Source organism: Bacteroides caecigallinarum, assembly GCF_021530995.1.
Classification (GTDB): domain Bacteria; phylum Bacteroidota; class Bacteroidia; order Bacteroidales; family Bacteroidaceae; genus Phocaeicola; species Phocaeicola faecigallinarum.
This window is the reverse complement of sequence record NZ_JADYTF010000050.1, coordinates 1-24,070: the sequence shown is the minus strand read 5'-3', so window position 1 is coordinate 24,070 and position 24,070 is coordinate 1. Positions and strand designations below refer to the sequence as shown.

Here is a 24,070-nt window from a genome sequence, read left to right as displayed (position 1 = left end):
CTTATAAAAAATTATTACCGACAACAATATGCTGCCGGTAAATATTTTATTGCCTTTATTCATATGAATATACCAATGGAAGCCTTTGGAATCATTCTACCGTAAATCATTTTAGAGGAAAGGTAATTAAAATATGAGAATTACAAAACAAAAGCGGGCAACCCTATATAAGATTGCCCGCTTTTATTTGAAGTTCGTTTTGTATTATTTCTTAATACGGTTGTAACGGCTCATGAACTTATCAACACGTCCTGCTGTGTCTACCAACTTAGACTTACCTGTATAGAACGGGTGAGAAGTGTTAGAGATTTCCAACTTTACCAATGGGTAAGTTTCGCCTTCGAATTCAATTGTGTCTTTTGTAGCACAAGTTGAACGAGAAAGAAACATATCGCCGTTTGACATGTCTTTAAATACTACCGGACGGTAGTTTTCTGGATGAATTCCTTTTTTCATTTCAGTATATACTTTATTTATTATTATTTTTTGACTAGTTGGTAACACTTAGTCGTGTGTAATGGTCTGTTTCGGGTTGCAAAGATACGCTTTTCTTTTAAATGGGAAAAAGAATTATCAATCTTTTTTTGTTAAAAACTATTTTCAATATAATATATAATGTGTAGATGTTATAGTGTTTATAGTTTTCGATGGTGTTGTACTAATTATCCTTGTGTTATTACTTGCAATATCTACATTGCATTATGGGTGTATAAGTTTGTATTATGAGGTCTATATAGTCTTTATATGCAAATTATGTATATTTTTTCTTTTAAAATTGAAGATAAGAATATATAAATTGTTATTTTTGCAATGGAATTTAATCACTAACATTATAAATAGTAAAAACAATGGTTAATTACAAAGACTTAGGCTTGGTGAACACAAGAGACATGTTTGCCAGAGCAATCAAAGGTGGATATGCAATCCCTGCTTTCAACTTCAATAATATGGAACAGATGCAGGCTATCATCAAGGCTGCAGTTGAAACAAAATCACCAGTTATCCTTCAGGTTTCTAAAGGTGCTCGTCAGTATGCTAACGCTACTTTGTTGCGTTACATGGCTCAGGGTGCTGTAGAATATGCAAAGGAATTGGGTTGCGAACATCCTGAAATCGTTCTTCACCTTGACCACGGAGATACATTCGAAACTTGCAAGAGCTGTATCGACTCTGGTTTCTCTTCAGTAATGATTGACGGTTCACACCTTCCATACGAAGAAAACGTTGCTTTGACTAAGAAAGTTGTTGAATACGCTCATCAGTTCGATGTAACTGTAGAAGGTGAGCTTGGTGTATTGGCAGGTGTTGAAGACGAAGTTTCTTCTGACCACCACACTTACACTAACCCAGAAGAAGTAATCGACTTCGCTACTCGTACAGGTTGCGATTCATTGGCTATCTCAATCGGTACTTCTCACGGTGCTTACAAATTCAAACCAGAACAGTGCCATGTTGATCCTGCAACAGGTCGTTTGGTTCCTCCTCCATTGGCATTCGACGTATTGGATGCAGTTATGGAAAAACTCCCAGGATTCCCTATCGTACTTCACGGATCTTCTTCAGTTCCACAGGAAGAAGTTGATACAATCAACCAGTATGGTGGTAAATTGGAAGCTGCTATCGGTATTCCAGAAGATCAGTTGCGTAAGGCTGCTAAGTCTGCAGTTTGCAAGATCAATATCGACTCAGACTCTCGTCTTGCAATGACTGCTGCTGTACGTAAAGTGTTCGCTGAAAAACCAGCTGAATTCGATCCACGTAAGTATCTTGGTCCAGCTCGTGACAACATGGAAAAACTTTACAAACACAAAATCATTAACGTATTGGGTTCAGACAACAAGTTGGCTGAATAATTAATACAACTAAGATACTACTCGTTTTCTTATTTTGAGACGGGTTATGGAATTTTAAATTTATGAGGAGATTGTCCGTAATGGACAGTCTCCTTTTTTTATGTGTGCAGCTATGGAAGTTTATGTATAATTCTTTGTTTTAATACTTTTTGAGGGGTTATTGTATAGATGTAATATTTATGTTTAGTTACTTTTGTGTTGTGCGTTATCCGTTTTTTCTTTATTTTTGCCTAAAATTTTATTCATTAATCATTTAAATCTTCATTATTTATGTTCAACAAGCATCCTAAAGGATTGATACCTGCGGCACTTTCGAATATGGGTGAGCGTTTTGGCTACTATATCATGAACGCAGTACTGGTGTTGTTCCTTTGTTCTAAATTTGGTATAAGTGAGGAGAAAAGTACACTTATCTATTCGTTCTTTTATGCAGGAATTTATCTTCTGAGTCTTGTCGGTGGACTTATAGCCGATAGAAAGCAGAATTATAAAGGTACAATCATGGCCGGTCTTGTGGTTATGGCTATAGGATATATCGCACTTTCTGTTCCTATTACAGCAAATGCCGGTAATACTACATGGTTGCTTACTCTTACTTGTATTGCATTGTTCCTTATCGCTTTCGGTAATGGTCTTTTCAAAGGTAATCTTCAGGCTATTGTTGGTCAGATGTATGATGACCTTGAAGCGGAGGCTGCCACTAAAGGTGAAAAGGAACTGATTGAGGCTAAAAACAAGAGAGATTCAGGATTCCAGATATTTTATGTGTTTATCAATATTGGTGGACTTATAGCTCCGTTTATCGCTCCTCTGTTGAGAAGTTGGTGGCTCAGTGCGCATAATATGGTTTACAATGCAAGTCTTCCTGCTTTGTGTCACGACTATATTGCTAAAGGTGCTGACGGTATGTCGGCTGAAGCTATGGGCAACTTGAATCAGCTGATGTCGCAGTGTGTTGGCGAGACTGCAGATATGGCTGCATCCTGTGCTCAGTATCTTCAGATATTCAATGAAGGTATCCATTATTCATTCGTTGCTTCTGTAGCGGCAATGCTTATTTCTTTGGTAATCTTCTTTGCCACTAAGAGTAAATTCCCAAATCCGGGAAAGAAAGTGGCTGCGGCTGCCGTTACATATACAGCTGAAGAAAAGGCTGCTATGGCTAAGGAAATCAAGCAGCGTCTGTATGCGTTGTTTGCGGTGCTTGGTGTTGTTATCTTCTTCTGGTTCTCTTTCCATCAGAACGGTACTTCACTTTCGCTCTTCGCCAGAGACTTTGTTGATACATCTACAATTGCCCCTGAAATATGGCAGGCTGTAAATCCATTCTTTGTGATTACTCTTACACCGATAATCATGATGATTTTCGGTTCTCTCTCCAGAAGAGGTAAGGAAATCTCTACTCCTCGTAAGATTGCCATCGGTATGCTTATCGCTGGCTTGGCTTATCTGTTCCTTGCAGGTTATTCACTCGTGATGGGTTATCCTTCTGCTGCAGAATACAGAGACCTTCCTATTGATCAGCAGGTGAAGGCTGGAGCATGGGTGCTTATAGTTCTTTACTTCCTTCTTACAGTGGCCGAATTGTTCATCTCTCCGCTTGGGTTGTCATTCGTTTCGAAGGTGGCTCCAAAACATCTTCTGGGACTTTGTCAGGGATTGTGGCTTGGTGCGACAGCTGTAGGTAACCTCCTGTTGTGGATTGGCCCTCTTATGTATAATGCTATTCCTATTGCATACTGTTGGGCAATCTTCATGATAGTATGTCTCATCTCTATGGGAGTAATGTTATTCATGGTGAAATGGCTTGAAAAAGTGGCTAAATAACAGATTTTAAAATAAAATAGTCTAAATAAGAGGATATATCTTTTCGTGGTATATCCTCTTTTTTCTTAAATTTGCAAAGACAGTTTTATTCTAGATTAAAATACTAAAAATGAGCGAAGATACTTTTGATAAAGAGAACGAATTGCAGGGAGGCGAAGGTCATTCAGATTATAGACCGGCAGATACATCGAATGATGCTGTGAGGCATCAATTGAGCGGTATGTATCAGAACTGGTTTCTTGACTATGCATCGTATGTAATACTTGAAAGAGCCGTACCGCATATCAATGACGGATTGAAGCCTGTGCAGAGAAGAATACTGCACTCCATGAAGCGTCTGGACGACGGTAGGTACAACAAGGTGGCAAACATAGTAGGTCATACCATGCAGTTCCATCCTCACGGTGATGCCTCTATCGGTGATGCGCTGGTGCAGCTCGGACAGAAGGAACTTCTTATTGACTGTCAGGGAAACTGGGGTAATATCCTTACCGGTGACAGTGCGGCTGCACCTCGTTATATCGAGGCACGATTATCAAAATTCGCTCTAGATGTAGTATTCAATCCGAAAACTACTCAGTGGCAATCGTCATACGACGGACGAAACAGAGAACCTATCACTTTGCCTGTGAAGTTTCCTTTGCTTTTGGCACAGGGTGTTGAGGGTATTGCCGTTGGTCTGTCGTCTAAGATTCTTCCTCATAATTTCAATGAGCTGTGTGATGCTGCCATAGCTTATCTTAAAGGTGAACCATTTCAACTTTATCCTGATTTCCAAACCGGAGGTTCGATTGATGTATCGAAATATAACGACGGAGAACGTGGGGGAGTGGTACGAGTGAGAGCAAAAATTTCAAAACTTGACAACAAGACTCTGTGTATCAGTGAAATTCCGTACGGAAAGACTACATCTTCGCTTATAGACTCTATACTTAAGGCTGTAGAAAAAGGAAAAATCAAAGTCAAGAAGGTAGAAGACAATACTGCCGGAAAGGTTGAGATTCTTGTTCATCTCGCTCCTGGCGTTTCGTCGGACAAGACGCTTGATGCACTGTATGCATTCACAGATTGCGAGGTAAATATATCTCCAAACTGCTGTGTGATAGATAATAAGAAACCGCATTTTCTTTCTGTCAGCGATGTGCTTAAGAAATCTACAGACAATACTCTGGATTTGCTCCGTCAGGAACTTAACATTGAGCGTGAGGAAAAACTTGAAGCTCTGCATTTTGCTTCATTGGAGAAAATATTCATCGAAGAACGTATATACAAGGATGCCAAATTCGAGCAGGCGGAAAATATGGATGCGGCGTGCGAACATATTGACGACCGTCTGACTCCATTCTATCCTAAAATGGTGCGCGAAGTAACCAAAGAGGATATATTGAAACTGATGGAGATAAAGATGGCACGCATCCTGAAGTTCAACAAAGATAAGGCTGATGAACTTATTGCGCGTCTGAAGGGTGAAATAGAGGAAATAGAAAATCATCTTGCACACATCACGGATTATACCATCAACTGGTATGAAGGCCTTAAAGCCAAATATGGCAAGAACTTCGAGCGTAAGACTGAAATCAGAAACTTTGATGTCATTGTGGCTACCAAGGTGGCTGAAGCAAACGAAAAACTTTACATCAACCGTGAGGAAGGTTTCATCGGTACAGGACTGAAGAAGGATGAGTATGTGTGCAACTGTTCTGATATTGACGATGTGATAATATTCTATAAGGACGGTAAATATAAGATAGTAAGGATAAGCGACAAACTCTTCGTAGGTAAGAATATCCTGTATGTGAATATCTTCAAGAAGAATGACAAGCGTACTATATATAATGTGATATACCGCGACGGAAAGGATGGAGCTTACTTTATTAAGCGTTTCAATGTGACTTCGATGATACGCGACCGCGAGTATGATGTCACTCAGGGAAATCCTGGCTCCAAGATAATGTACTTTACTGCAAACCCAAATGGTGAGGCAGAAGTGGTGAAGGTTACTCTCCGACCTAATCCTAGAATAAAGAAACTGATATTGGAACGTGATTTCAGTGAGATTTCCATTAAGGGACGTCAGTCTATGGGTAACCTGCTTACTCGTCTGGAAGTCCATAAGATAAGTCTTAAGCATAAGGGAGGCTCTACTCTTGGAGGTCGAAAAGTATGGTTCGACTTTGATGTGCTTCGCCTTAACTATGATGGGCGTGGTGAATATCTGGGAGAATTCCAAAGTGAAGACTGCATACTTGTGGTGCATAAGAACGGAGAATTCTATACATCGGATTTCGATTTGAATAACCATTATGATACAGACATAATGATTTTGGAAAAATACGATCCGGATAAGGTTTGGACTGCTGTCCTTTACGATGCCGACCAGCAGAATTATCCATATCTGAAGAGGTTCTGTTTCGAACAGAGTACCAGGCGTCAGAACTTCCTGGGCGAGAATAAACAGAACGAACTGTTGCTTCTTACTTCGGAAACATATCCAAGGATAAATGTTGTCTTTGGTGGTCACGACAGTTTCAGAGAACCTATGATTGTTGATGCCGGCGAATTTGTCGGAGTCAAGAGTTTTAAGGCTAAAGGAAAACGACTCACTACATTTGCTGTGGATAAAATAGAAGAATTGGAACCTATAATTAGGGAGGAGGAACCGGAAGTACAGTCTGAAGCTGATGAGGTGGAGAATAATGATGCAGATACTCCAAATGATGATGATGGTCAGATGAAGTTGTTTTAGCCCTATGTGTAGATTATATATATCGGTTTTGCTTATACTGTTGATGTCTTGTGCCGAAGTGCTGGCACAGGATTCATTATCACACGATAAGTATATCGTACGTTCTGTTATGGTAGGAGCAGGTAAAACTAATGTGTACGACACGTATCTTTCTCCGCTGGAATATCGTGGCCCTGAACTGAGATTCATGCATGAAAGCATGCGTATGACAAGGCTTATGGGAGGCCGTGTTTCTGCTCAGCGAATAGTGCAGGTCAATGCCTCAAGCACTGATAATATCTCAAAATCCGGTAAATCGTATTCCGGAATGTTTAACTGGACGTACGCTTTGCATTATCAGTATAATGTGGACGACAGGCTGAAGATATTGTTCGGTCCGATGTTAGACCTCAATGGCGGATTCATTTATAATACCCGCAATTCCAATAATCCTGCCCAGGCAAAGGTTTATGGCAGTATTGATGCTTCGGCTATGGCAATATATAAACTCAGAATAGGCCGCTATCCTATGACTTTGAGGTATCAGGCCAATCTTCCTTTTATCGGAGTGATGTTCTCTCCGGAGTACGGACAGTCTTATTATGAAATATTCTCGTTGAAACATAGTGGAAAGAATGTACTGTTCACATCATTTCACAATGCTCCTACAGTGCGTCAGATGCTGACTCTGGATTTTCCTATAGGCAAGACAATAATGCGTGCCGGTTATCTGTGCGATATACAGCAGGCAAAGGTAAATAATCTGAAGAGCCATTTCTATTCTCATAATTTCATGATAGGCTTTGTCAGAAATTTCCAGATGATTAGAGGAAAGAACAGAATAAGCCTTCCTTCTAAGGTTAATCCATTTTGATTAAATGATATTTCTTATGAAACTGAAGAATAATTCTTTATTTGCAGTATTGATTTTCTTGCTGTTGTCTGTGCTTTCGTCATCATGTATCAGAGAGGATGTTTCAGGCAATACTCCTCAGGCAAATTTTGAGTCGTTGTGGCGGATCATCGACGAACAGTATTGTTTCCTTGATTATAAGAACGAAGTGTATGGGCTTGACTGGGACGAAGTATATTCACGATATTCCAAACGCATCACTTCCGATATGTCCAGTTACAATCTGTTTGAAGTTCTGTCTGAAATGGTAAACGAACTTCGCGACGGGCATGTGAACTTGAGTAGCGGATATGGTACTTCGCAGTACAGAGAATGGTTTGATTCATATCCGCGTAATTTTAGTGACAGCATCCAGAGCAATTATCTTGGAAAAGATTATGTAAATACCTCAGGGCTGACATATCAGATATTGGAAAACAATATAGGATATGTGTATTGTTCCAGTTTCTCTAATGGAATAGGTGATGGAAACCTGGATTATATGCTCAAAGAGATGGAACTTTGCGACGGGTTGATAATAGATGTCAGAAACAATGGAGGAGGAAATCTTACCACAGCACAGAAATTGGCTTCAAGATTTACAAATGAAAAAATTCTTGTAGGGTATATGTCTCACAAGACAGGGCCTGGCCATAATGAGTTTTCAACACCAGAACCGGTTTATCTTGAACCTTCCAATGGAATACGCTGGCAAAGAAAAACTGTGGTTCTGGCAAACAGACGCTCGTACAGCTCTACAAACGATTTTGTAAATTGCATGAAAAGTATGCCTCTTGTAACAATAATGGGCGATAAGACAGGAGGAGGTTCCGGATTGCCATTCTCTTCAGAAATACCAAATGGATGGTCTATAAGATTTTCTGCAGCTCCAATGTATGATGCGGAGATGAACCAGATAGAGTTTGGCATTGATCCGGATATACGTGTAGACATGACGGAAGAGGATATTTTGCGCGGAAAAGATACGATAATAGAGGAAGCATGCACTTTTTTGAAAAAAAATCAGTGAAATATTTGTAGGTATAAAAAAAAAGCGTACCTTTGCATCGCAAATGAGAAATAAAGCTTCTCACGCGCCTGTGGCGTAATTGGTAGCCGCGCCAGACTTAGGATCTGGTGTCGTGAGACGTGTAGGTTCGAGTCCTATCAGGCGCACGAAAAGGAAGATGTAAATGATGAGTAATCAGAATTTACATCTTCCTTTTTTTATTGTCTAAATTGTGGAATTTAGGAGGGTAAGGACCATGTGCGCTCCATGATAAACCTTTCCGTACGCGTACCATGCTCTCCTCCGGACAGTACCTCCGCTGGCATGGAGTCCAGTGATGGCAGCTGGGTCAGGTCATCCACACGGTATGCGTCCGAGGAGTGGAGCTGGGTATCACCCCAAAGGAGATAGAACGCATCATCCGGTTTGGGGATGATGCATGGTGAGGAAGGTGGGAAAAATCCGAAAAATTACGGTCATTACGGTCATTACGGTCATATGAACCCTAATTTTGACGAAAAAAACGGACAAACATCTTATAATCAGGGTAATACAGAGGCAGAGGCGGACGAAGATGAGAAAAAACTTGCCCTTACGAGATATTCCAGCGCGAACTGGGATATGTTACAGCTGAGGAAAATCCCAACGTCATGGCTATAGTGTTCCGTTCCGGACTCATTACCATGAGGGTGGCAATGGTGCTATGCGGCTACCGCATCATGGAAGCCGGATGGGACGTAAACGAATATACTTGTAGCGATGAAGACTTCGACAATTCAATAAAGATTGTCCTCACATGCATGGCGCATTCTATCAACCTCTCCACCATAATAAGCAACACCGTGAAGAGGCAGAAATTAACCAATCACTACAAGCTCTTACCTGTTCTGAAAACAATTAAAAAAGAGTTCCGATATATCGACTTCGTAAAAGAGTGCAAGAAACGTGGTTTTGAAGAGACAGCAGCGAAAAAATCACTTACAAAATATCTCAAAAGCAGCTTAATATCAAGGACTTCTGATGGATACAAAAAGAAAAGGAAGTGAAAAATTACGGTCATATGACCGTAATGACCGTAGTGACCGTAAAATCGGTGAAAAATGCTTTGATAAAGCACTGTAGAAACCCGAAATAAAACGTGGGCAAATTCGACCTTAAACGTGGGCAAGTTTTACCTTAAATTTGCCCACGTTTTTTTTAAATGTTCAGGAAGGAAAAAAAACGACAAGGGCGTCGCTATAGACGATTTTGGCATCGAAGGCACATTCTATGATTGTGGTAATTCCCATATCGTCTTTTCTGAAATTGTTGACGGCATAGAAATACGAGGAACTTTACTTATAGCCAACACAAACTTGACTTTGGAGGAAATCAAAGCCAAATACGGACTCCGCACTTTCGACCGTTTAAAGGCTAATATGTGCATAGTAGTGATTTGGGAGAATTCGTTGAGAGGGAAGTATAAAAAAGGCTATGTAATCTTTTATTAAAAAAGTAGATTTTAGAGCATAATTCTTTTATTTCTTCTTTTTATCGCATTATTTTTCATATTTTTGCAATCATAAATAAGCAATAAATATGAATCGGATAAAAGAAGTACTTGAAGAAAAAGGTATAAAGCAGACTTGGTTAGCTGAAAAAATAGGTAAAAGTTTCAGCCAAACCAATGCCTATGTCTGCAATCGTCGCCAACCAAGTATTGAATTGTTATATGAGATTGCTTCGCTTTTGGGAGTGGAAGCAAAAGACTTATTGGTCAATAACGAAGAATTAAAGAAGTAATCCAATGATAGAAGTTAACCAAATAGTCAAGAATCTGATACCGACAGAGCCTGTAACCATCATCAAGATACAGCCTCTAGGCAAAATGTACTCAATCAAATATACTGGTGTTACTACCAATAAGACCAGTACCAAAGTGATTACTAAGGATCAATTTGATACTTTGGAAGTACTGACTTCTGAGGGTGAATTTAACTTTAAGGGTAATCCTGAGAAATTTGTGATGTATGCTGAAGCTGAAAGAATTCATTCAGCCTATCAGTTCGATCCATTGTTTGCTATCAATTGTAGTATAGTTGACCCACTACCTCATCAAGTTGAAGCCGTTTATAAATTCTTATTACCTCAGCCTAAGATTCGTTTTCTTTTGGCAGACGATACCGGTGCTGGTAAAACAATAATGACAGGACTTCTTTTGAAGGAACTCATTATGCGTGGTATCATCGAACGTATATTGATTATTACTCCTGGCGGTTTGACCAAGCAATGGCAAGAAGATGAAATGGGCGTAAAGTTCAACATCCCTTTCACTCTTGTAAACCGTAGTTTGTTTACAGCAGACCCCAACATTTTCCGTACAGCTAATAAAATCGTTACCTCTATTGATTTTATCAGTCGTGAAGACGTGCTTTCTGTTGTAAGCAATACCAGTTGGGACATGGTTATCTTCGATGAATCCCATAAATTATCAGCATACGAATACGGACAGAAAACTTATAAATCCAAAAGATATGAAGCTGCTTATGTGCTTTCACAACAATGTGAACACATGTTGTTGTTGACCGCTACTCCTCACAGGGGACGTACAGACACTTTTAAAAAGTTGCTGCAATTGTTGGACGAAGACATATTTGCAACAGATGATGTAGCAAGTGACCGTGTAAAGGAACTCAGCAAAGACGGATTGAACAAGTTCTTCATCCGTCGTTTGAAGGAGGATATGAAGGATTGGAACGGTAATCCGCTATACAAGAATCGTTTTACCAAAACAATCTCGTACCAGCTTACACCTGAAGAAAAATACTTGTATGACCAAGTAACTAATTACTTGACCCAACGCAAAGAAGAGGCTACAGAAGAAAAGAACATTCATGTAACTTTGGCTTTGGCTGTTATGCAACGTCGTTTGGTTAGCTCCATATTTGCCATCAAAAATACACTTTTCAAACGTTGGAATGCCTTGCAGGGTATCGTAGATGAAGTGAATAAAAATCCGAACATTTGGAAACAACGTCAAAAATTGGATTTGGTGGATGTGGACAACATGGATCAATACGATGACTTGGAAGATGATGAAAAGGATGCTCTTGACAATATTCTTTCCGATCCGAAGAAATTCAAGCTCTTTACTACATCTAAGAGTCTGGGTGAAATTGCCAACGAAGCCCAAGAGGTAAAGCGTTTATACGACATTGCCAACCAACTTTACAATCAAAATCAAGAGGAAAAGAAATATATCCAACTCAAAGAATTGTTGAAGAGTCAAGGAGTTATTGATGGTCAGAAGCTCGTCATCTTTACAGAGCATAAAGATACGTTGCTTTATCTACAAGAACGCTTGACTAATAACGGTTATAAAGTAGCTGTTATCCATGGGGGATTATCAGTTGAAGACCGTCGTGCAGCACAATGGCAATTTATGACACCCGATACACAGATCCTGATTGCCACCGATGCTGCCGGCGAAGGTATCAACCTGCAATTCTGCCGTTTGCTTATCAATTGGGATATACCTTGGAATCCTAACCGTTTGGAACAGCGCATGGGACGTATTCATCGTTACGGGCAAAAGGAAGATGTACTCGTATTCAACATGGTCGCTGACAATACGCGAGAAGGTCAAGTCTTATCCAAGTTATTGACCAAGTTGGATGTCATCCGTGAAAGCATGGGTGACGATCGTGTGTATGATGTGATTCAAGACGTATTAAAAGATGTAAGTCTTGAAGCCATCATATCTTCCGTGTTTGATGGCAAGGAATCCGACCTTGACCTTTTCTTGAATCAGAACAACCAACAATTGGAATCTGAATTCAAGAATCGTATCGAGGAACAGCAGAATGCCATAGCCCATAGTGAAGTGGATTACAAGGATGCTCGTATCTTGAAGGAGGATTCAGACGAGAAACGGTTGCAACCTATTTATATCCAATTGTTCTTCGAACGTGCTTTCCACTATTTAGGTGGTCATTACGAGGCAGTTCAAAAGGGAATCTATAGAATAACATCCATTCCTGACATCTTGAGCAAACAGTTGAAGGAAAACTACAATATATTGGCAGATAATCTTAGCCAACTGTTGTTCTGTTTTGACAAACAGATATTTCTTGACTATCAGAATACTGCAGCCATATTAGGCAAGGTACACTACATCAATCCAGGTAATGCTCTGTTTGATGCATTGGTGGATTGTGTACGCAAGGAGTTCAAAGAAGAAATGCTAAAAGGTACCATACTTGTTTCACCTGAGGATACCGAAGAATACTTTGCATTTTTTGTCAAGAACCAGATAATGGACAACCGTCCGAACAAAGGAGATGATAGTATAGCTAACGAATTGTTGAGCTTCATCTATCAAACACCGGACGGTTCATTCCATAGTACGTCCCCTGCCAAGTTCTTGGATTTACACGCTCCATCGCAATTTGCAAAAGAAATATTGCCACCTGAAACTGTACAAAGTCAAAATGTGATGAGTTGGGCTTTCGACAATATCACCTTGCCTTTGTTTGAAGAGACCAAGATAAAGGTTGAAGAAGATTCAGCCAAGCGACAAGAATACTTACGTACTGCATTTAGTCAAATCATTATGGACTTGGATATTGTCATCAACGAAATGCAGATGAAAGCATTTATGGGTGACATGAAGATGCAAGAAAAGTTGCTTCATAAGACGGAACGAAAAGAAGAATTAATGCGTAAACGTGAAGAACGCATTGCTGAAATGGAGCTGATGACCGAGGTTGCTCCCAAAGAACCGGAGATTATCGGATGTGCGTATGTGCTTCCACTAACCCAAGTGGAATATGAGCAACATTTTCACATGAAGCGTGACGAAGAAGTGGAGGCCATTGCTATGCAAGTAGCTATGGATTACGAAATAGACGAAAATCGTACCCCTGAAGATGTTTCTAAACAAAATTTGGGTTACGACATCAAGAGTATCGATGCTTATGAAATGAAACGATACATTGAGGTAAAAGGTCGTGCTTCAACAGATGGAATTATGCTTTCTGAAAATGAATGGAACCGTTTGGCTCAATTGGGCAACAAGGCTTGGCTCTATATTGTAGTCAATTGTAAAACGGCCCCGCAACTTTATCGCATACAGAACCCAGCCGAGCGTCTTTCTTTTGAAAAGATGTCTACAGGAGTACAATATTATCTGCCATTGGAAGAGTGGCAACAGAAATACATTAAAGAATAAAAGAAAAACATCATATTATGACAAAAGCCAAAAAACTCATAGAAGTTGCCTTGCCGATTAAAGAAATTTCGGCAGAGAGCGTGCGAGACAAGTCTATCCGTCACGGACACATATCTACCCTACACTTGTGGTGGGCACGCCGTCCGTTACCTGTATGCCGTGCGGTAATATTTGCCAGTTTGGTACCTGATCCATTGGACAAAAACTGTCCTAAGGCTTTTTGTGATGCCGTACAGGATTTGTTGGCGAGTAATATGCTTTATGCACCTTATCTTGATATACCCTATACTGCTATTTATGACCCGATGCCGGATAACTTACGCAATCGTCTATTGATGTTTATCGGTAAGTTCTCACATCCATGCCAGCTGAATATGTTGGCTGGAAAATCAACACCTTCCAAAGACCAAATACAGGAAGGATGCTTGATTAAATGGGAAAGCAAGAACGACCCGACGGTGCTTCGCACGGCACGCCTGATGATATGGGTGGCTTACAATGCCGAACAGCATCCGGAAGCGACATATAGCGAACTGGCTCAAGAATTTGATGCTGCTTTCAAAGCCATTACCGATGCTGAAGCGGCCTTGTATCGTACACCTAACCGACATCTCGCTTCTCCAGACATAACCGCCAAAGAAGCCGCCTTGCAGACAGCCATCGAAAGTTTCCAAAAACGGATGCCCAGCGTGTTCGATCCTTTTGCCGGCGGTGGCGCCATTCCTTTGGAAGCGGTCCGATTGGGATGCCGTTCTTTCGGTAATGACATTAACCCAGTGGCACACATTATCGAGAAAGGTTCTGTAGAATTCCCTCAAAAGTATGGCAACCCCATCACCTATACCCACGAGGAATTTATGTCGCTCTACGGACAAGAGGGAGTGAAACTATACATCGAAAAGATGGGGTGCATGCCTACCGGTAATGTGGAAATCCCTAACAGGTTATCTTTCGATGTGGAGTATTATGCCAAGAAACTACTGGCCATGACCGAGGCCGAAGTGGGACATCTTTACCCTGTGGACGAGAAAGGGAATAAACCCATAGCTTACTATTGGGCACGGACAGCTACCTGCTCCAATCCGTCCTGTAGGGCAGAAGTACCTTTGCTAAAGCAGTTTTATTTGGCGAATACCAAGTCAAAAAAGATATATCTAAATCCTATCATTAGCGGTACAGATATTCAGTTTGAAATTAAAGAAGGAGTTTATGATGAAAAGGTATTTCCAGGATGGAATAATCGAGGAAATATGACTTGCCCCTGCTGCGGAAACATTACTCCAGTAGATCAGGTTAAACAACAATTCAAAAATAAAAAAACTTCTGAACGAATTTTATCAATCATTTATGAAACCGATGCTGGCAAATGCTATGCAATACCGCGTAAAGACAATTCTTATCAACCTCATTTGACAATAGAAAATAAGCCCAATGAGAGAATGGCTATTGAAAACAATCGTAATTTCAATACTCCTGGGTGGGGAATTGACAATTATGGTGACATGTTTTCCTGTAGACAATTGTATATGCTATTTACATTCATAAAAAATCTATCCAAATTAAAATCCGAAATAAATACATCCGAATACCACCAAGCTCTGCTCACTTTCCTTGCTATATGGTTTGACCGTATAGCTGTGGCAAATACCTCATTAGGCAGATGGGACAATGCTAGAGAAGGCATTCAAACCCCCTTCAGCCGCCAGGCCATTGCCATGGTTTTCGATTACCCGGAATCCAATCCTTTCTGCAACAGTTCGGGTAGTGCCCTCAACCAACTGGAGTGGATAACCCGTTACATCGAGTCGGAAAGCAATTCTCCTTTTGCCGCACTGTTTGCAAATGCTTCCAGTGGAGAAAAAGGACAATTCGCTGCCAAAACACTGACTGCTGTCGTAACAGACCCACCCTATTATGACGCCATAGCCTATGCGGATATCTCAGACTTCTTTTATGTATGGATGAAGCGCACATTGGGAGACATCTACCCCATCAACTTTGCTACTCCCCAAACCCCAAAAGCAGAAGAGTGTACGGCATTGAAACACCATCATCACAACAGTGAGGCAGAAGCCAAAAAACATTTCGAAAACAAACTGACGACCATTTTTGATGCCATTGAATACCAGACTTCTGATATTGTCAGCATTATGTTTGCCCATCAAAGTACCGAGGCTTGGACTACACTCTGTAATTCAATCTTGGGAGCAAGAATGAACATTACCGGCAGCTGGCCAATGGATACAGAAATGGTCAATAGAAGTTTAGGATTGGCTGGGGCTGCCCTCGAATCGTCTGTAACCGTTTCATGTCGCCCATCTGAACGTAACGGATTCGAAAGTTTCAAACGAGTGAAACGAGCCATTGAAACCAAAGTCACAGAAGAAGTCAATGCCCTCTACGAATTGGGGTTTCGGGGAGCAGACCTCTTGACAGCCTGCTTTGGACAAGCTGTCAGTGAGTTTGGCAAGTATGAAATAGTGGAAAAAGCGGATGGCAGCGAAGTGACCGTAGGCGAACTCCTGGAATTGGCCAGAACCGCAGCCTTCAATGCCCTGCTTCGCGGTTTCGACGGCGATGAATATACCCGCTTCTATATCGGCTGGTTGCAGATGAACGGCATGGGAGATACTGACTTTGACGATGCCGCCAAGTTTGCACGAGTGGGAATGAGTGTAAACATTAGCGATATTTTTGACAAACATCTTCTTGTTCGTACAGGTAACAAACAGCACTTGGCAACCTATCAAGAGCGGACTTCCAGTGATAAACTTGGTATAAATGCCAGTGACCCACTGATTGACCAAGTACATAGAGCAATGGCTATTTGGCAAAAAGGAGATCGCGCTTCGATACTTCGTCATATCAAAGAAGTAGGAAGCGAAGCCAGCAATCCATTTTGGCGAGTATTGGCATCTTTGAAAGAATTACTTCCCGAAGGAGATGACCTGAAACAAGTACAAGAACTTATCTCCAATTCAGCTGATTTGATACAGCATTGTGGTGATGAGATCACATATAGACAAGGTACTTTATTTGAATAATCCTCTAATACCTGAAAGTTATGAATGATAAAATACATAAAGCATTAGGCATATTCTTAGATGCTATGCGTCCGTTTGTAGTAAGTTTTTTAAAACAACAATTCCCCAACGAACCTTGGGAAGGATTGTTCTTTGCAAAACTGAAATCAGTAAAACAAGCCACTTGGAATCAAGCCATGAGAGCACAAGGTGAAAACCAATCATGTATGTACTTCATTGATTACAACAATCTGACAGATTTTGCTATTGGTTTCAAGCGTGAGTTAAGTGCTGAATTTGGAAGCCCAGACAAGGCTAACAAGTTCATCAGTTATTTACAGGAGTTAAAGGATATCCGCAACAAGTGTAACCACTATCAAACTTTGGACAATGAAGAAGTAGAAGGAGCTTACCTCTATATTAAACAAGCAGCCAAGTTGATGAAGATGGATGAATTAGTTACAGAGATAGACAATATAAAAGGACAAGTACAAACGGTAATCCAGCCAATCGCATCAGCATCCCAATCATCTACTACCATACAAGTGAATGTTCGTGAAGATGCTCCTATCCCTGCTTGGTTCACCAATGTATATCCTCATTACGACATCCGAAATGGTGCTTTGGATGAATCCGTATTTGCCGCAAACCTAAGTGAAGTAGCTATGGGCATCGGTCAGGAAGTGTATAGCAATCCTACCATGTTTTTCGAAAAGACCTATGTTACAACAGGTCTTCGTGACATTGCCAATCGGGTAATTCGTGCATTGAACGGTGAAGAAAGTGAAAATCGTGTTGTATCACTTCAAACAGGTTTTGGTGGCGGTAAGACACATACCTTGATTTCACTCTTTCATATAGCCAAGGCTGGACGTTCGTTGCTTAATTCAGCCTATACCGCCAACTTACTTCAAGAAGGAGTAACGCCAGATTTTGAGAATGCCAAAGTTGCCGTATTTACTAACAATACAACTGATGTAATACAAGGACGAACCACAGACGATGGAATTACCATTTATACCTTGTGGGGAGAATTGGCTTATCAGTTAGGAGGTGTAGAAGGGTATAACAAAGTACGTGCTAACGACGAAAACCGTACAGCTCCAACCTCTTCCATATTTAAGCCTATCTTAGAACAAAACACCCCTTCTCTGATATTAGTAGATGAGTTGGCCGACTATTGTAATAAAGCTAATGGAATAACTGTTGGTAATGGTACACTCTATACACAAACAGTCAGCTTCATCCAGACGCTTACCGAATCAGTAGCAGCTGTTCCAAAATGTGTATTGATTGCAACTCTTCCAGCCAGTGCTACAGAAGTAGCTTCATCCGACATCGGCCAGCAGATACTTTCATCCCTTGAAAATCGAATTGTGCGAGTGGGTACTGGTATCAAGCCGGTAGATGATGAAGAAATCTTTGAAGTTGTTCGTCGCCGTTTGTTTGAAAATGTCGGTAATCCTGAAGTGATAGAACAGGTGTTGGCCCGGTATAAAAAGACTTATCATAATAGACGTTCTGATTTACCAATAGAAGCTGATCGTATAGAATATATCAATAAGATGCGCAAAGCATATCCATTCCAACCGGAACTGATAGATATGTTTCGTTTGAAATGGGGTAACGATTCACGTTTCCAGCGTACCCGTGGTGTTTTGCGTTTGTTGGCTTCTATTATTAAAGACCTTTGGAATCGCCGTGGTTCATTAAGCGGTTCACAAGCATTGATACATACATCAGATGTTAATTTGGCAAATTTACCAACATTGACAGGTGCAATCACCAGTTTGATGGGCAGCCAATGGGAAACTGTGATGCATGCAGATATTATTGGAACATCAAGTAATGCTTATAAAATCGACAACGAAGATCCACAAAGCAATACTTGCAAATATAGCTTGGCGCAAGGTATTGCTACCACCTTACTAATGGGCAGTATCGGTTGTACACAAAGCAAAGGATTGAGTATTGAACAATTGAAACTCTGTATGCTCCGTCCATCTGCATTCCAACACAGCGAAATCAACAACGCATTGAATAAGTTGGAACAAGTGGCCTATTACCTTTATGCTACCAATGTGGGAACCAAGAACTATTGGTTCCAAGCAAAGCCTAATATCAATATTTTGATAAATAGTGCTAAATCGGAAATCACAGCTAATGATGTGAAAGCAGAAATTCTGAAACGACTGAACAGTCAAATCAATGGAAACAGTAAATTGCGAGTTTTGATCAACCCATCCAGTGACGTTCCTGAGCAGAAATCGCTGACATTGGTTGTGCTGGGTCCTGATTATGCAACTCAAGCTAATAGTATCAGTAAAAAGGTTCAGAACTTTGTAGAACAGATTGCAACCAAGAAAGGTACAATCCAACGTATCTTCCGCAATACAATCTTCTATTTAACTTGTTCAGAAAATCAACTTGGCTTGTTACAATCCAAACTAACCGAATATTTGGCATGCGAACGGGTGCAACAGGAATATAGTGGACAATTGGATGCAGACCAAAAGCGTGACATTGTTGATAAAAAGAATGATGCTAACACACAAGCAAACACCCAGCTCATTTCTGTTTACAACATCGCCATGCGATATTCCGTAACAGACGGATTGGAAGCTATTGAATTGCACGACTTTGCTCGTGACATACAAACACAAATCACGGAAAAATTAATGGATGCGATCATTGAAGAAGAATGGTTGATACGCTCCATTGGTGTCGGTACATTGAAGGCTAATCGACTATATCCAACTGTAGATACTCCTATCAATGTGACAGCATTGTATGAAGCATTCTTGCAATACGATGACAAACCAATGATAACAAGCCGTGATGCAGTAGTGAATACGATTCAAAAATATTGCTACAATGGGGAATTCAACGTAGCATTCGGCGAAGAAGGAAACTATTCACGCATCTATCATCGTGAAGATGTATTCGGATTGAATATCGAAGATCGTCAATATTGGTTGGTGGACAAGTCCATATTACCCAAACGGGAAGAACCAACTCAACCAGAAACACCTTTTATAAGTAATGAAGAATCGGTAACAGATGGTTCTACAGAACAAACAAGTGAAACGCCTACCGTTTATGTACGTAAATTCAAGTCCATCAAAGTTTCCGGTAAAGTACCTGTGGAACAATGGACACAACTATTCTCCAGTTTCATTGTTCCATTGAATCAGAACAATTTGGAAATAGAAGTTTCATTTAAAGCAAAATCAACTTCTGCCAAACCGCTCGATGAATCTGCACAGATATATAAAGTGGTGAAGGAGTCTGCACAGCAGTTGGGATTGAAGTTGGAGGAGGAATAGTATATGGCAAATGAGAATAAAATCAAACATCTTGAGTTCATTCAGAACGTAATAACAAGAATGAATTCAAATTCCTTTATAATTAAAGGCTGGTGTGTTACCTTGGTTGCTGCATTATTTGCATTGGCGGCCAAAGATAGTGAAGTGAAATTTGCTGCTATAGCTTATTTCATCATTCCTGTATTTTGGATTTTAGATGGTTTTTTCCTTGCAACTGAAAAAGCATTCAGGAAAATGTATAATCAAGTCCGTATTAAAGATGAAAATGAGATTGATTTTAACATGACACCAGAAAAAGTTACAATCTACGACTTATTTCGCCAAGGCATTTTTACAAAAACTCTTATACCCTTTTATGTCATTTGCTTAATAGCAACCAAATTGATAGTATATATTTGGGGATAAGAAGAGGGGAGGATATTGCAGTCCTCCCCTCTTCATTATGCAGTTTTATAAATAGTATAGTTATCAATGTTATTCCTAATATCAATTGACAAATTTATATACCAATCAATATTAGAAATAAATTCATTCCAACGAACCATGTGAATATAGCTTGGATATCCTCTATAGACTGTATCACATTGAGCAGTTTCACTTCTTTCTTTCAACTTTTTATTAAACATGTTATTTTTCAAAATTGAAAACAGGCTATTGGTATGCCACAATGTACAACCACCAGTACAACAGCTTTTAGGCTCTAACATATATTCATATTGCCCATTTTTATCAGGAAGAACAACTGCCAATATACCATTAGTACGCGAAGTACGGTCAGCTCTTGTTACCTCCTTCAATGAGTATGATACTTCCCAAGGAATCCATTGGTCATTTTCAGGAACACCATATTCTTTCATTTGTGGTGATATTAACACGATAGTTACAGAACTATCGTAAATTTTATCACGCAGTTTTGAAGCGATTGTTTCATCCTTAAACTGCGACAAATCTTCTCCGTCCAATTCTCCTTTATTCAAGTAATCTGTTGATGATAATTTTTCTTGTAGTTCGTCAACATAATCACGAACCTTCGTGATACCCCAAATGCCATTTCTATTCAAATGTTGAACGGAAGTGTCACCATATTTGTATGAAATAAAAATCTTTCTACCCATAAAGAATCATTTTTTTAACCAATCTACCAAACTTATTGATTTTCCATCAGGATATACTACATAAAAATCATCCCTATAGTCACTCTTCTTGACACAAGGGTATATCTGTAGATATTCTTGCCCATTCCATCTGCCATTACTTTCAAGCAATGGAAAAATAGCTATTTTATCTATGTATTTTTGAGCATCACCATAACCAACTTCCCAATTACACCATTTTGATATCAAAGAATTATCTGTCGCTAAAAACAAAAACTTGTCATTTTGTTTAATCTTATACTTTAACTTTTGGGCAGTTTCTCCATTTGTTGTTTGACTCATAGTTTGATCCATCCAATCAACATAAACATCCACACCCATTGAACGAAGAAAGACGACAACAGGCTTTATTATCCTTGCATCAAGATGTGAATGTGAAAGGAATACCGATGTCCTATGATAAGAGGGACCATATTGATGCGCTTCATTTAATATCCTATTTTCGATTATAGAATTATAACTTGTTACACGGTTAGCTATTGCTTCAATCCTACTTTTATATATTAATTCCATAATGCTATTTTAATTTATGATTATCCTCTTGGTGGAAATGGGTCATTGCCATAAGAATCCTTTTGGCGGATACGACCATCCTTTCCATGAATTACTAACTCTGATTGCATATTCCGCGCAATCGTGCGAGCTACATCTGTAGCTTCTCTCTGAGTATCGGTAACCTTTGTATATCGAGTATTACCCTCCCCTTTCACTCCCCATTTAGTGCCAACGGGGATAACATGCTGATTCTTTTTTGCCATTACAAAAAACTTTTAGCATTAGTAATATGTTAATGAAATACGGCGACAAAAACTTGCCGGAGGGTTGTAGATAGGCGACAAAAGAGGCTGAAATTTGTAAAAACCAAATAAAAGCCTTAGCTTTGCAGCGTATTTGTAAGAACGACAGGTGACTATTCTGTCGGAAAATATTACAACCATATTAAATTTTCTGGAAGGAGAGGTTGCTTGGCGGTGCTTTCTCCTTCTTTTTTTATAGTCGTACCAGTTTTACTATTTCATCGGCCTAATCAATATTTACGTTCAACAATGTTTCAAGTTCGCTCAATGCTGATTTGCGGCATTTACGTATTGGAGTAAAATCCATTTCTCTAACAAATCCTTTTATGCTTATACCCTTCAAGTAAACTTTGTTGGCTCGCTTGAACAGAGTTTGAATCTTATTAAAGGCATTATCGCCAGATAGTTTGGGAACTTCATTTAGTTTTAAATACCTGGAAAGTCCAACCATATCATCCAAAATCCAATCCTCTATCATACGTTCTACTTTAATTAGGCAGAAGTTCTGTATCTTCAATGTCTTTACTTCACGTTCCACCTTTTTCCAATCAACAATGGGACGTTCTGCAAATTCAAAAACATCGGTGTCATAACTGCAACAAACGGCCTTCACTTCCATGCCTTTCTTTTGAGCCTTAGGGCAAATGTCATTTTTAAGTTTGCCTATGACTTTGCTTGTATATCGGGACACACCTTTCAGATTCTTCACTTCACATGAATGAATGGAAGTAGTAGAATTCTTCCGATAGTATTCCAACAGGCCTTCGAAGAATATTTGGTCTGTATCTCCTTCTACGAATATAACTATATGTGGTTTCAATTGTCCTTTTCCCATTACTTGAAATATTCGTTAATCAATTCGTCATCACAATCCATGTCAAGTAACATCTCGAACATATACTCACCCACAGAAACTTCTTCTGCCGATGCATTCTTCAACACTTTTGCCACTTTATTGGGTTTGAGGCTTCGAAAATCAGCAACACCCAACTCAGTAGGAATACCAAATTTCATCTTCGTTGGCTCCAAATACTTTATCAAATAAGGTGAATGGCTCGTGATTAGCACTTTGGTATCACCCGCCAATTGCACAATTGCCGTTAATAAGTTCTGCAAAAGTCTCGGATGTACGGAATTCTCCAACTCTTCCAACAAAAGCAATGGAATTTTATTTATTTCCGCAGCTATCACCAAAGTCAGGATAAAGAATATTTTCTTTGAGCCAGACGAAATTCGGCTGATGGAAGTATATTGGTTATTGTATTTTTCCTTCACACGAACATCGTAAAAGGTTTCTGGTAGACGGAAAGGCAAATCCTTCTTTTTCTCTTCTTCGACATCCTTACGTAAATCAATTTGTACCGGCTCAAAATCCTCAATAGTTACCAACAGTCCCGTTACTACATCTTTTAGCAATGCATATTTTTCCGGAGCAAGTTTTTTCAAACTATTTAAATAATAACCAACTTTGGCCTCACGAGGATAATCCAAACTCAACTCATTTACATCATCGTCCGGAGCTATCATATTAAACAAACTATCCGGATGTTGCAATGTGCCTATTTCTCGAACATCCAATCTGTTTAACAGACTAATAGAGTCAATATAGAAAAGGTCATCAAAATTAGCGAGTTTATTCAATGCCAAAATATTACTATCAACGGAAAGTTGCTTGGAACAACGGCCTGTTGGTGAAGCTAAATAATAAGCAACACCTGTATCTTCGCGATTGATGTAACTTCTGAATTTCAAGTCATCATCCGATTTCATCCTCAGATATTCACCTATAATTCTAGCACCATCATCTTTTGAAGTCTTCCACCACTCAAAAGAATAACCGTAAACGAAGGTAAACATTTCCTTTCCATTTGAAAATTCTCCTTCCAATTCAAAAGAAAACGGGGCACCTTCCAACGCAGTATTAATAGGTATAAGAGAACGATTACGCATTAAAGATGACTTTCTTTTCAAAGAAGCTTCCATGAAAAAGACACCAAAGTCTATGGCTTGAAGCACATTGCTCTTGCCATAATTATTAGGCGCAATCAATGCACTTAAATCATCCAAAGATATTTCGACATCCTTCAGATTGAAAATTCCCGATATCTTGATTTTATTGAGTTTCATACTTCACTGATTTTAATTTTGTACAAAGATAGATATATTATTTAATACAACAAATAATACGATAAATTTCTTTTCGTTTTTTATTTAGTATAAAGTGGTTTTTAAAATATTAAATCGTTTCGAGAAAT

Annotated in this window: 18 protein-coding genes and 1 tRNA gene; 13 read left to right on the top strand and 6 right to left on the bottom strand. The window is 39.6% G+C overall.

Features of this window, described 5'->3' with window-relative positions:
• Window positions 1-204: 204 nt before the first annotated feature.
• Window positions 205-456 (bottom strand): type B 50S ribosomal protein L31, encoded by a 252-nt coding sequence (locus I6E24_RS08350; RefSeq protein WP_087428283.1) that lies wholly within the window; start codon window positions 454-456, stop codon window positions 205-207.
• A 392-nt stretch (window positions 457-848) separates the two neighbouring features.
• Here I6E24_RS08350 and I6E24_RS08345 point away from each other — a divergent pair, with 392 nt between their 5' ends.
• From I6E24_RS08345 to I6E24_RS08285, 13 genes are all read left to right on the top strand, one after another.
• Window positions 849-1,853: a class II fructose-bisphosphate aldolase gene (locus tag I6E24_RS08345; protein ID WP_235327807.1), complete on the top strand. Its 1,005-nt coding sequence runs from the start codon at window positions 849-851 to the stop codon at window positions 1,851-1,853.
• Window positions 1,854-2,123: 270 nt separating this feature from the next.
• Window positions 2,124-3,680 (top strand): peptide MFS transporter, encoded by a 1,557-nt coding sequence (locus I6E24_RS08340; protein WP_235327805.1) that lies wholly within the window; start codon window positions 2,124-2,126, stop codon window positions 3,678-3,680.
• 109 nt (window positions 3,681-3,789) lie between these two features.
• Window positions 3,790-6,426: a DNA gyrase/topoisomerase IV subunit A gene (locus I6E24_RS08335; RefSeq protein WP_235327803.1), complete on the top strand. Its 2,637-nt coding sequence runs from the start codon at window positions 3,790-3,792 to the stop codon at window positions 6,424-6,426.
• 4 nt (window positions 6,427-6,430) lie between these two features.
• Window positions 6,431-7,279: a DUF3316 domain-containing protein gene (locus I6E24_RS08330; protein WP_262911915.1), complete on the top strand. Its 849-nt coding sequence runs from the start codon at window positions 6,431-6,433 to the stop codon at window positions 7,277-7,279.
• Window positions 7,280-7,295: 16 nt separating this feature from the next.
• Entirely contained in the window at window positions 7,296-8,327 is a 1,032-nt protein-coding gene (locus I6E24_RS08325) for a S41 family peptidase (protein ID WP_394800382.1), read from the top strand.
• A gap of 64 nt (window positions 8,328-8,391) precedes the next feature.
• Window positions 8,392-8,473: transfer RNA gene (locus tag I6E24_RS08320), tRNA-Leu, on the top strand.
• A gap of 483 nt (window positions 8,474-8,956) precedes the next feature.
• Window positions 8,957-9,352, top strand: a complete 396-nt coding sequence (locus I6E24_RS08315; RefSeq protein WP_235327801.1) for a DUF3987 domain-containing protein — start codon at window positions 8,957-8,959, stop codon at window positions 9,350-9,352.
• A gap of 114 nt (window positions 9,353-9,466) precedes the next feature.
• Window positions 9,467-9,796, top strand: a complete 330-nt coding sequence (locus tag I6E24_RS08310; protein WP_235327799.1) for a P-loop NTPase family protein — start codon at window positions 9,467-9,469, stop codon at window positions 9,794-9,796.
• Window positions 9,797-9,884: 88 nt separating this feature from the next.
• Window positions 9,885-10,088 carry a helix-turn-helix transcriptional regulator gene (locus tag I6E24_RS08305; RefSeq protein WP_262911914.1) on the top strand — a complete coding sequence of 68 codons (204 nt, stop codon included), beginning with the start codon at window positions 9,885-9,887 and terminating at the stop codon, window positions 10,086-10,088.
• Window positions 10,089-10,092: 4 nt separating this feature from the next.
• Window positions 10,093-13,515: a helicase-related protein gene (locus I6E24_RS08300; RefSeq protein ID WP_235327797.1), complete on the top strand. Its 3,423-nt coding sequence runs from the start codon at window positions 10,093-10,095 to the stop codon at window positions 13,513-13,515.
• Window positions 13,516-13,532: 17 nt separating this feature from the next.
• The gene (locus I6E24_RS08295) at window positions 13,533-16,559 is read left to right on the top strand and encodes a DUF1156 domain-containing protein (RefSeq protein ID WP_235327795.1); all 3,027 of its coding nucleotides are present in this window, start codon (window positions 13,533-13,535) and stop codon (window positions 16,557-16,559) included.
• Window positions 16,560-16,579: 20 nt separating this feature from the next.
• Window positions 16,580-19,864 carry an ATP-binding protein gene (locus I6E24_RS08290; protein ID WP_235327793.1) on the top strand — a complete coding sequence of 1,095 codons (3,285 nt, stop codon included), beginning with the start codon at window positions 16,580-16,582 and terminating at the stop codon, window positions 19,862-19,864.
• A 3-nt stretch (window positions 19,865-19,867) separates the two neighbouring features.
• Window positions 19,868-20,269 (top strand): hypothetical protein, encoded by a 402-nt coding sequence (locus I6E24_RS08285; protein ID WP_235327791.1) that lies wholly within the window; start codon window positions 19,868-19,870, stop codon window positions 20,267-20,269.
• 35 nt (window positions 20,270-20,304) lie between these two features.
• Here I6E24_RS08285 and I6E24_RS08280 read toward each other — a convergent pair whose 3' ends face one another.
• The 5 genes from I6E24_RS08280 to I6E24_RS08260 form a co-directional block, all read right to left on the bottom strand.
• Window positions 20,305-20,979, bottom strand: coding sequence for a TIR domain-containing protein (locus I6E24_RS08280; RefSeq protein WP_235327789.1), 675 nt, complete (start codon window positions 20,977-20,979; stop codon window positions 20,305-20,307).
• A 6-nt stretch (window positions 20,980-20,985) separates the two neighbouring features.
• Complete coding sequence (locus I6E24_RS08275) at window positions 20,986-21,531, bottom strand: toll/interleukin-1 receptor domain-containing protein (RefSeq protein WP_235327787.1); 546 nt, start codon at window positions 21,529-21,531, stop codon at window positions 20,986-20,988.
• A gap of 20 nt (window positions 21,532-21,551) precedes the next feature.
• Window positions 21,552-21,776 (bottom strand): DUF2188 domain-containing protein, encoded by a 225-nt coding sequence (locus tag I6E24_RS08270; protein ID WP_235327785.1) that lies wholly within the window; start codon window positions 21,774-21,776, stop codon window positions 21,552-21,554.
• A 265-nt stretch (window positions 21,777-22,041) separates the two neighbouring features.
• Entirely contained in the window at window positions 22,042-22,650 is a 609-nt protein-coding gene (locus tag I6E24_RS08265; protein WP_235327783.1) for a hypothetical protein, read from the bottom strand.
• On the bottom strand, window positions 22,650-23,942 hold the full coding sequence (locus I6E24_RS08260) for an AAA family ATPase (RefSeq protein WP_235327781.1): 1,293 nt from the start codon (window positions 23,940-23,942) through the stop codon (window positions 22,650-22,652). Before I6E24_RS08260 ends, I6E24_RS08265 begins: the two co-directional genes overlap by 1 nt.
• Between the last annotated feature and the right edge of the window lie 128 nt (window positions 23,943-24,070).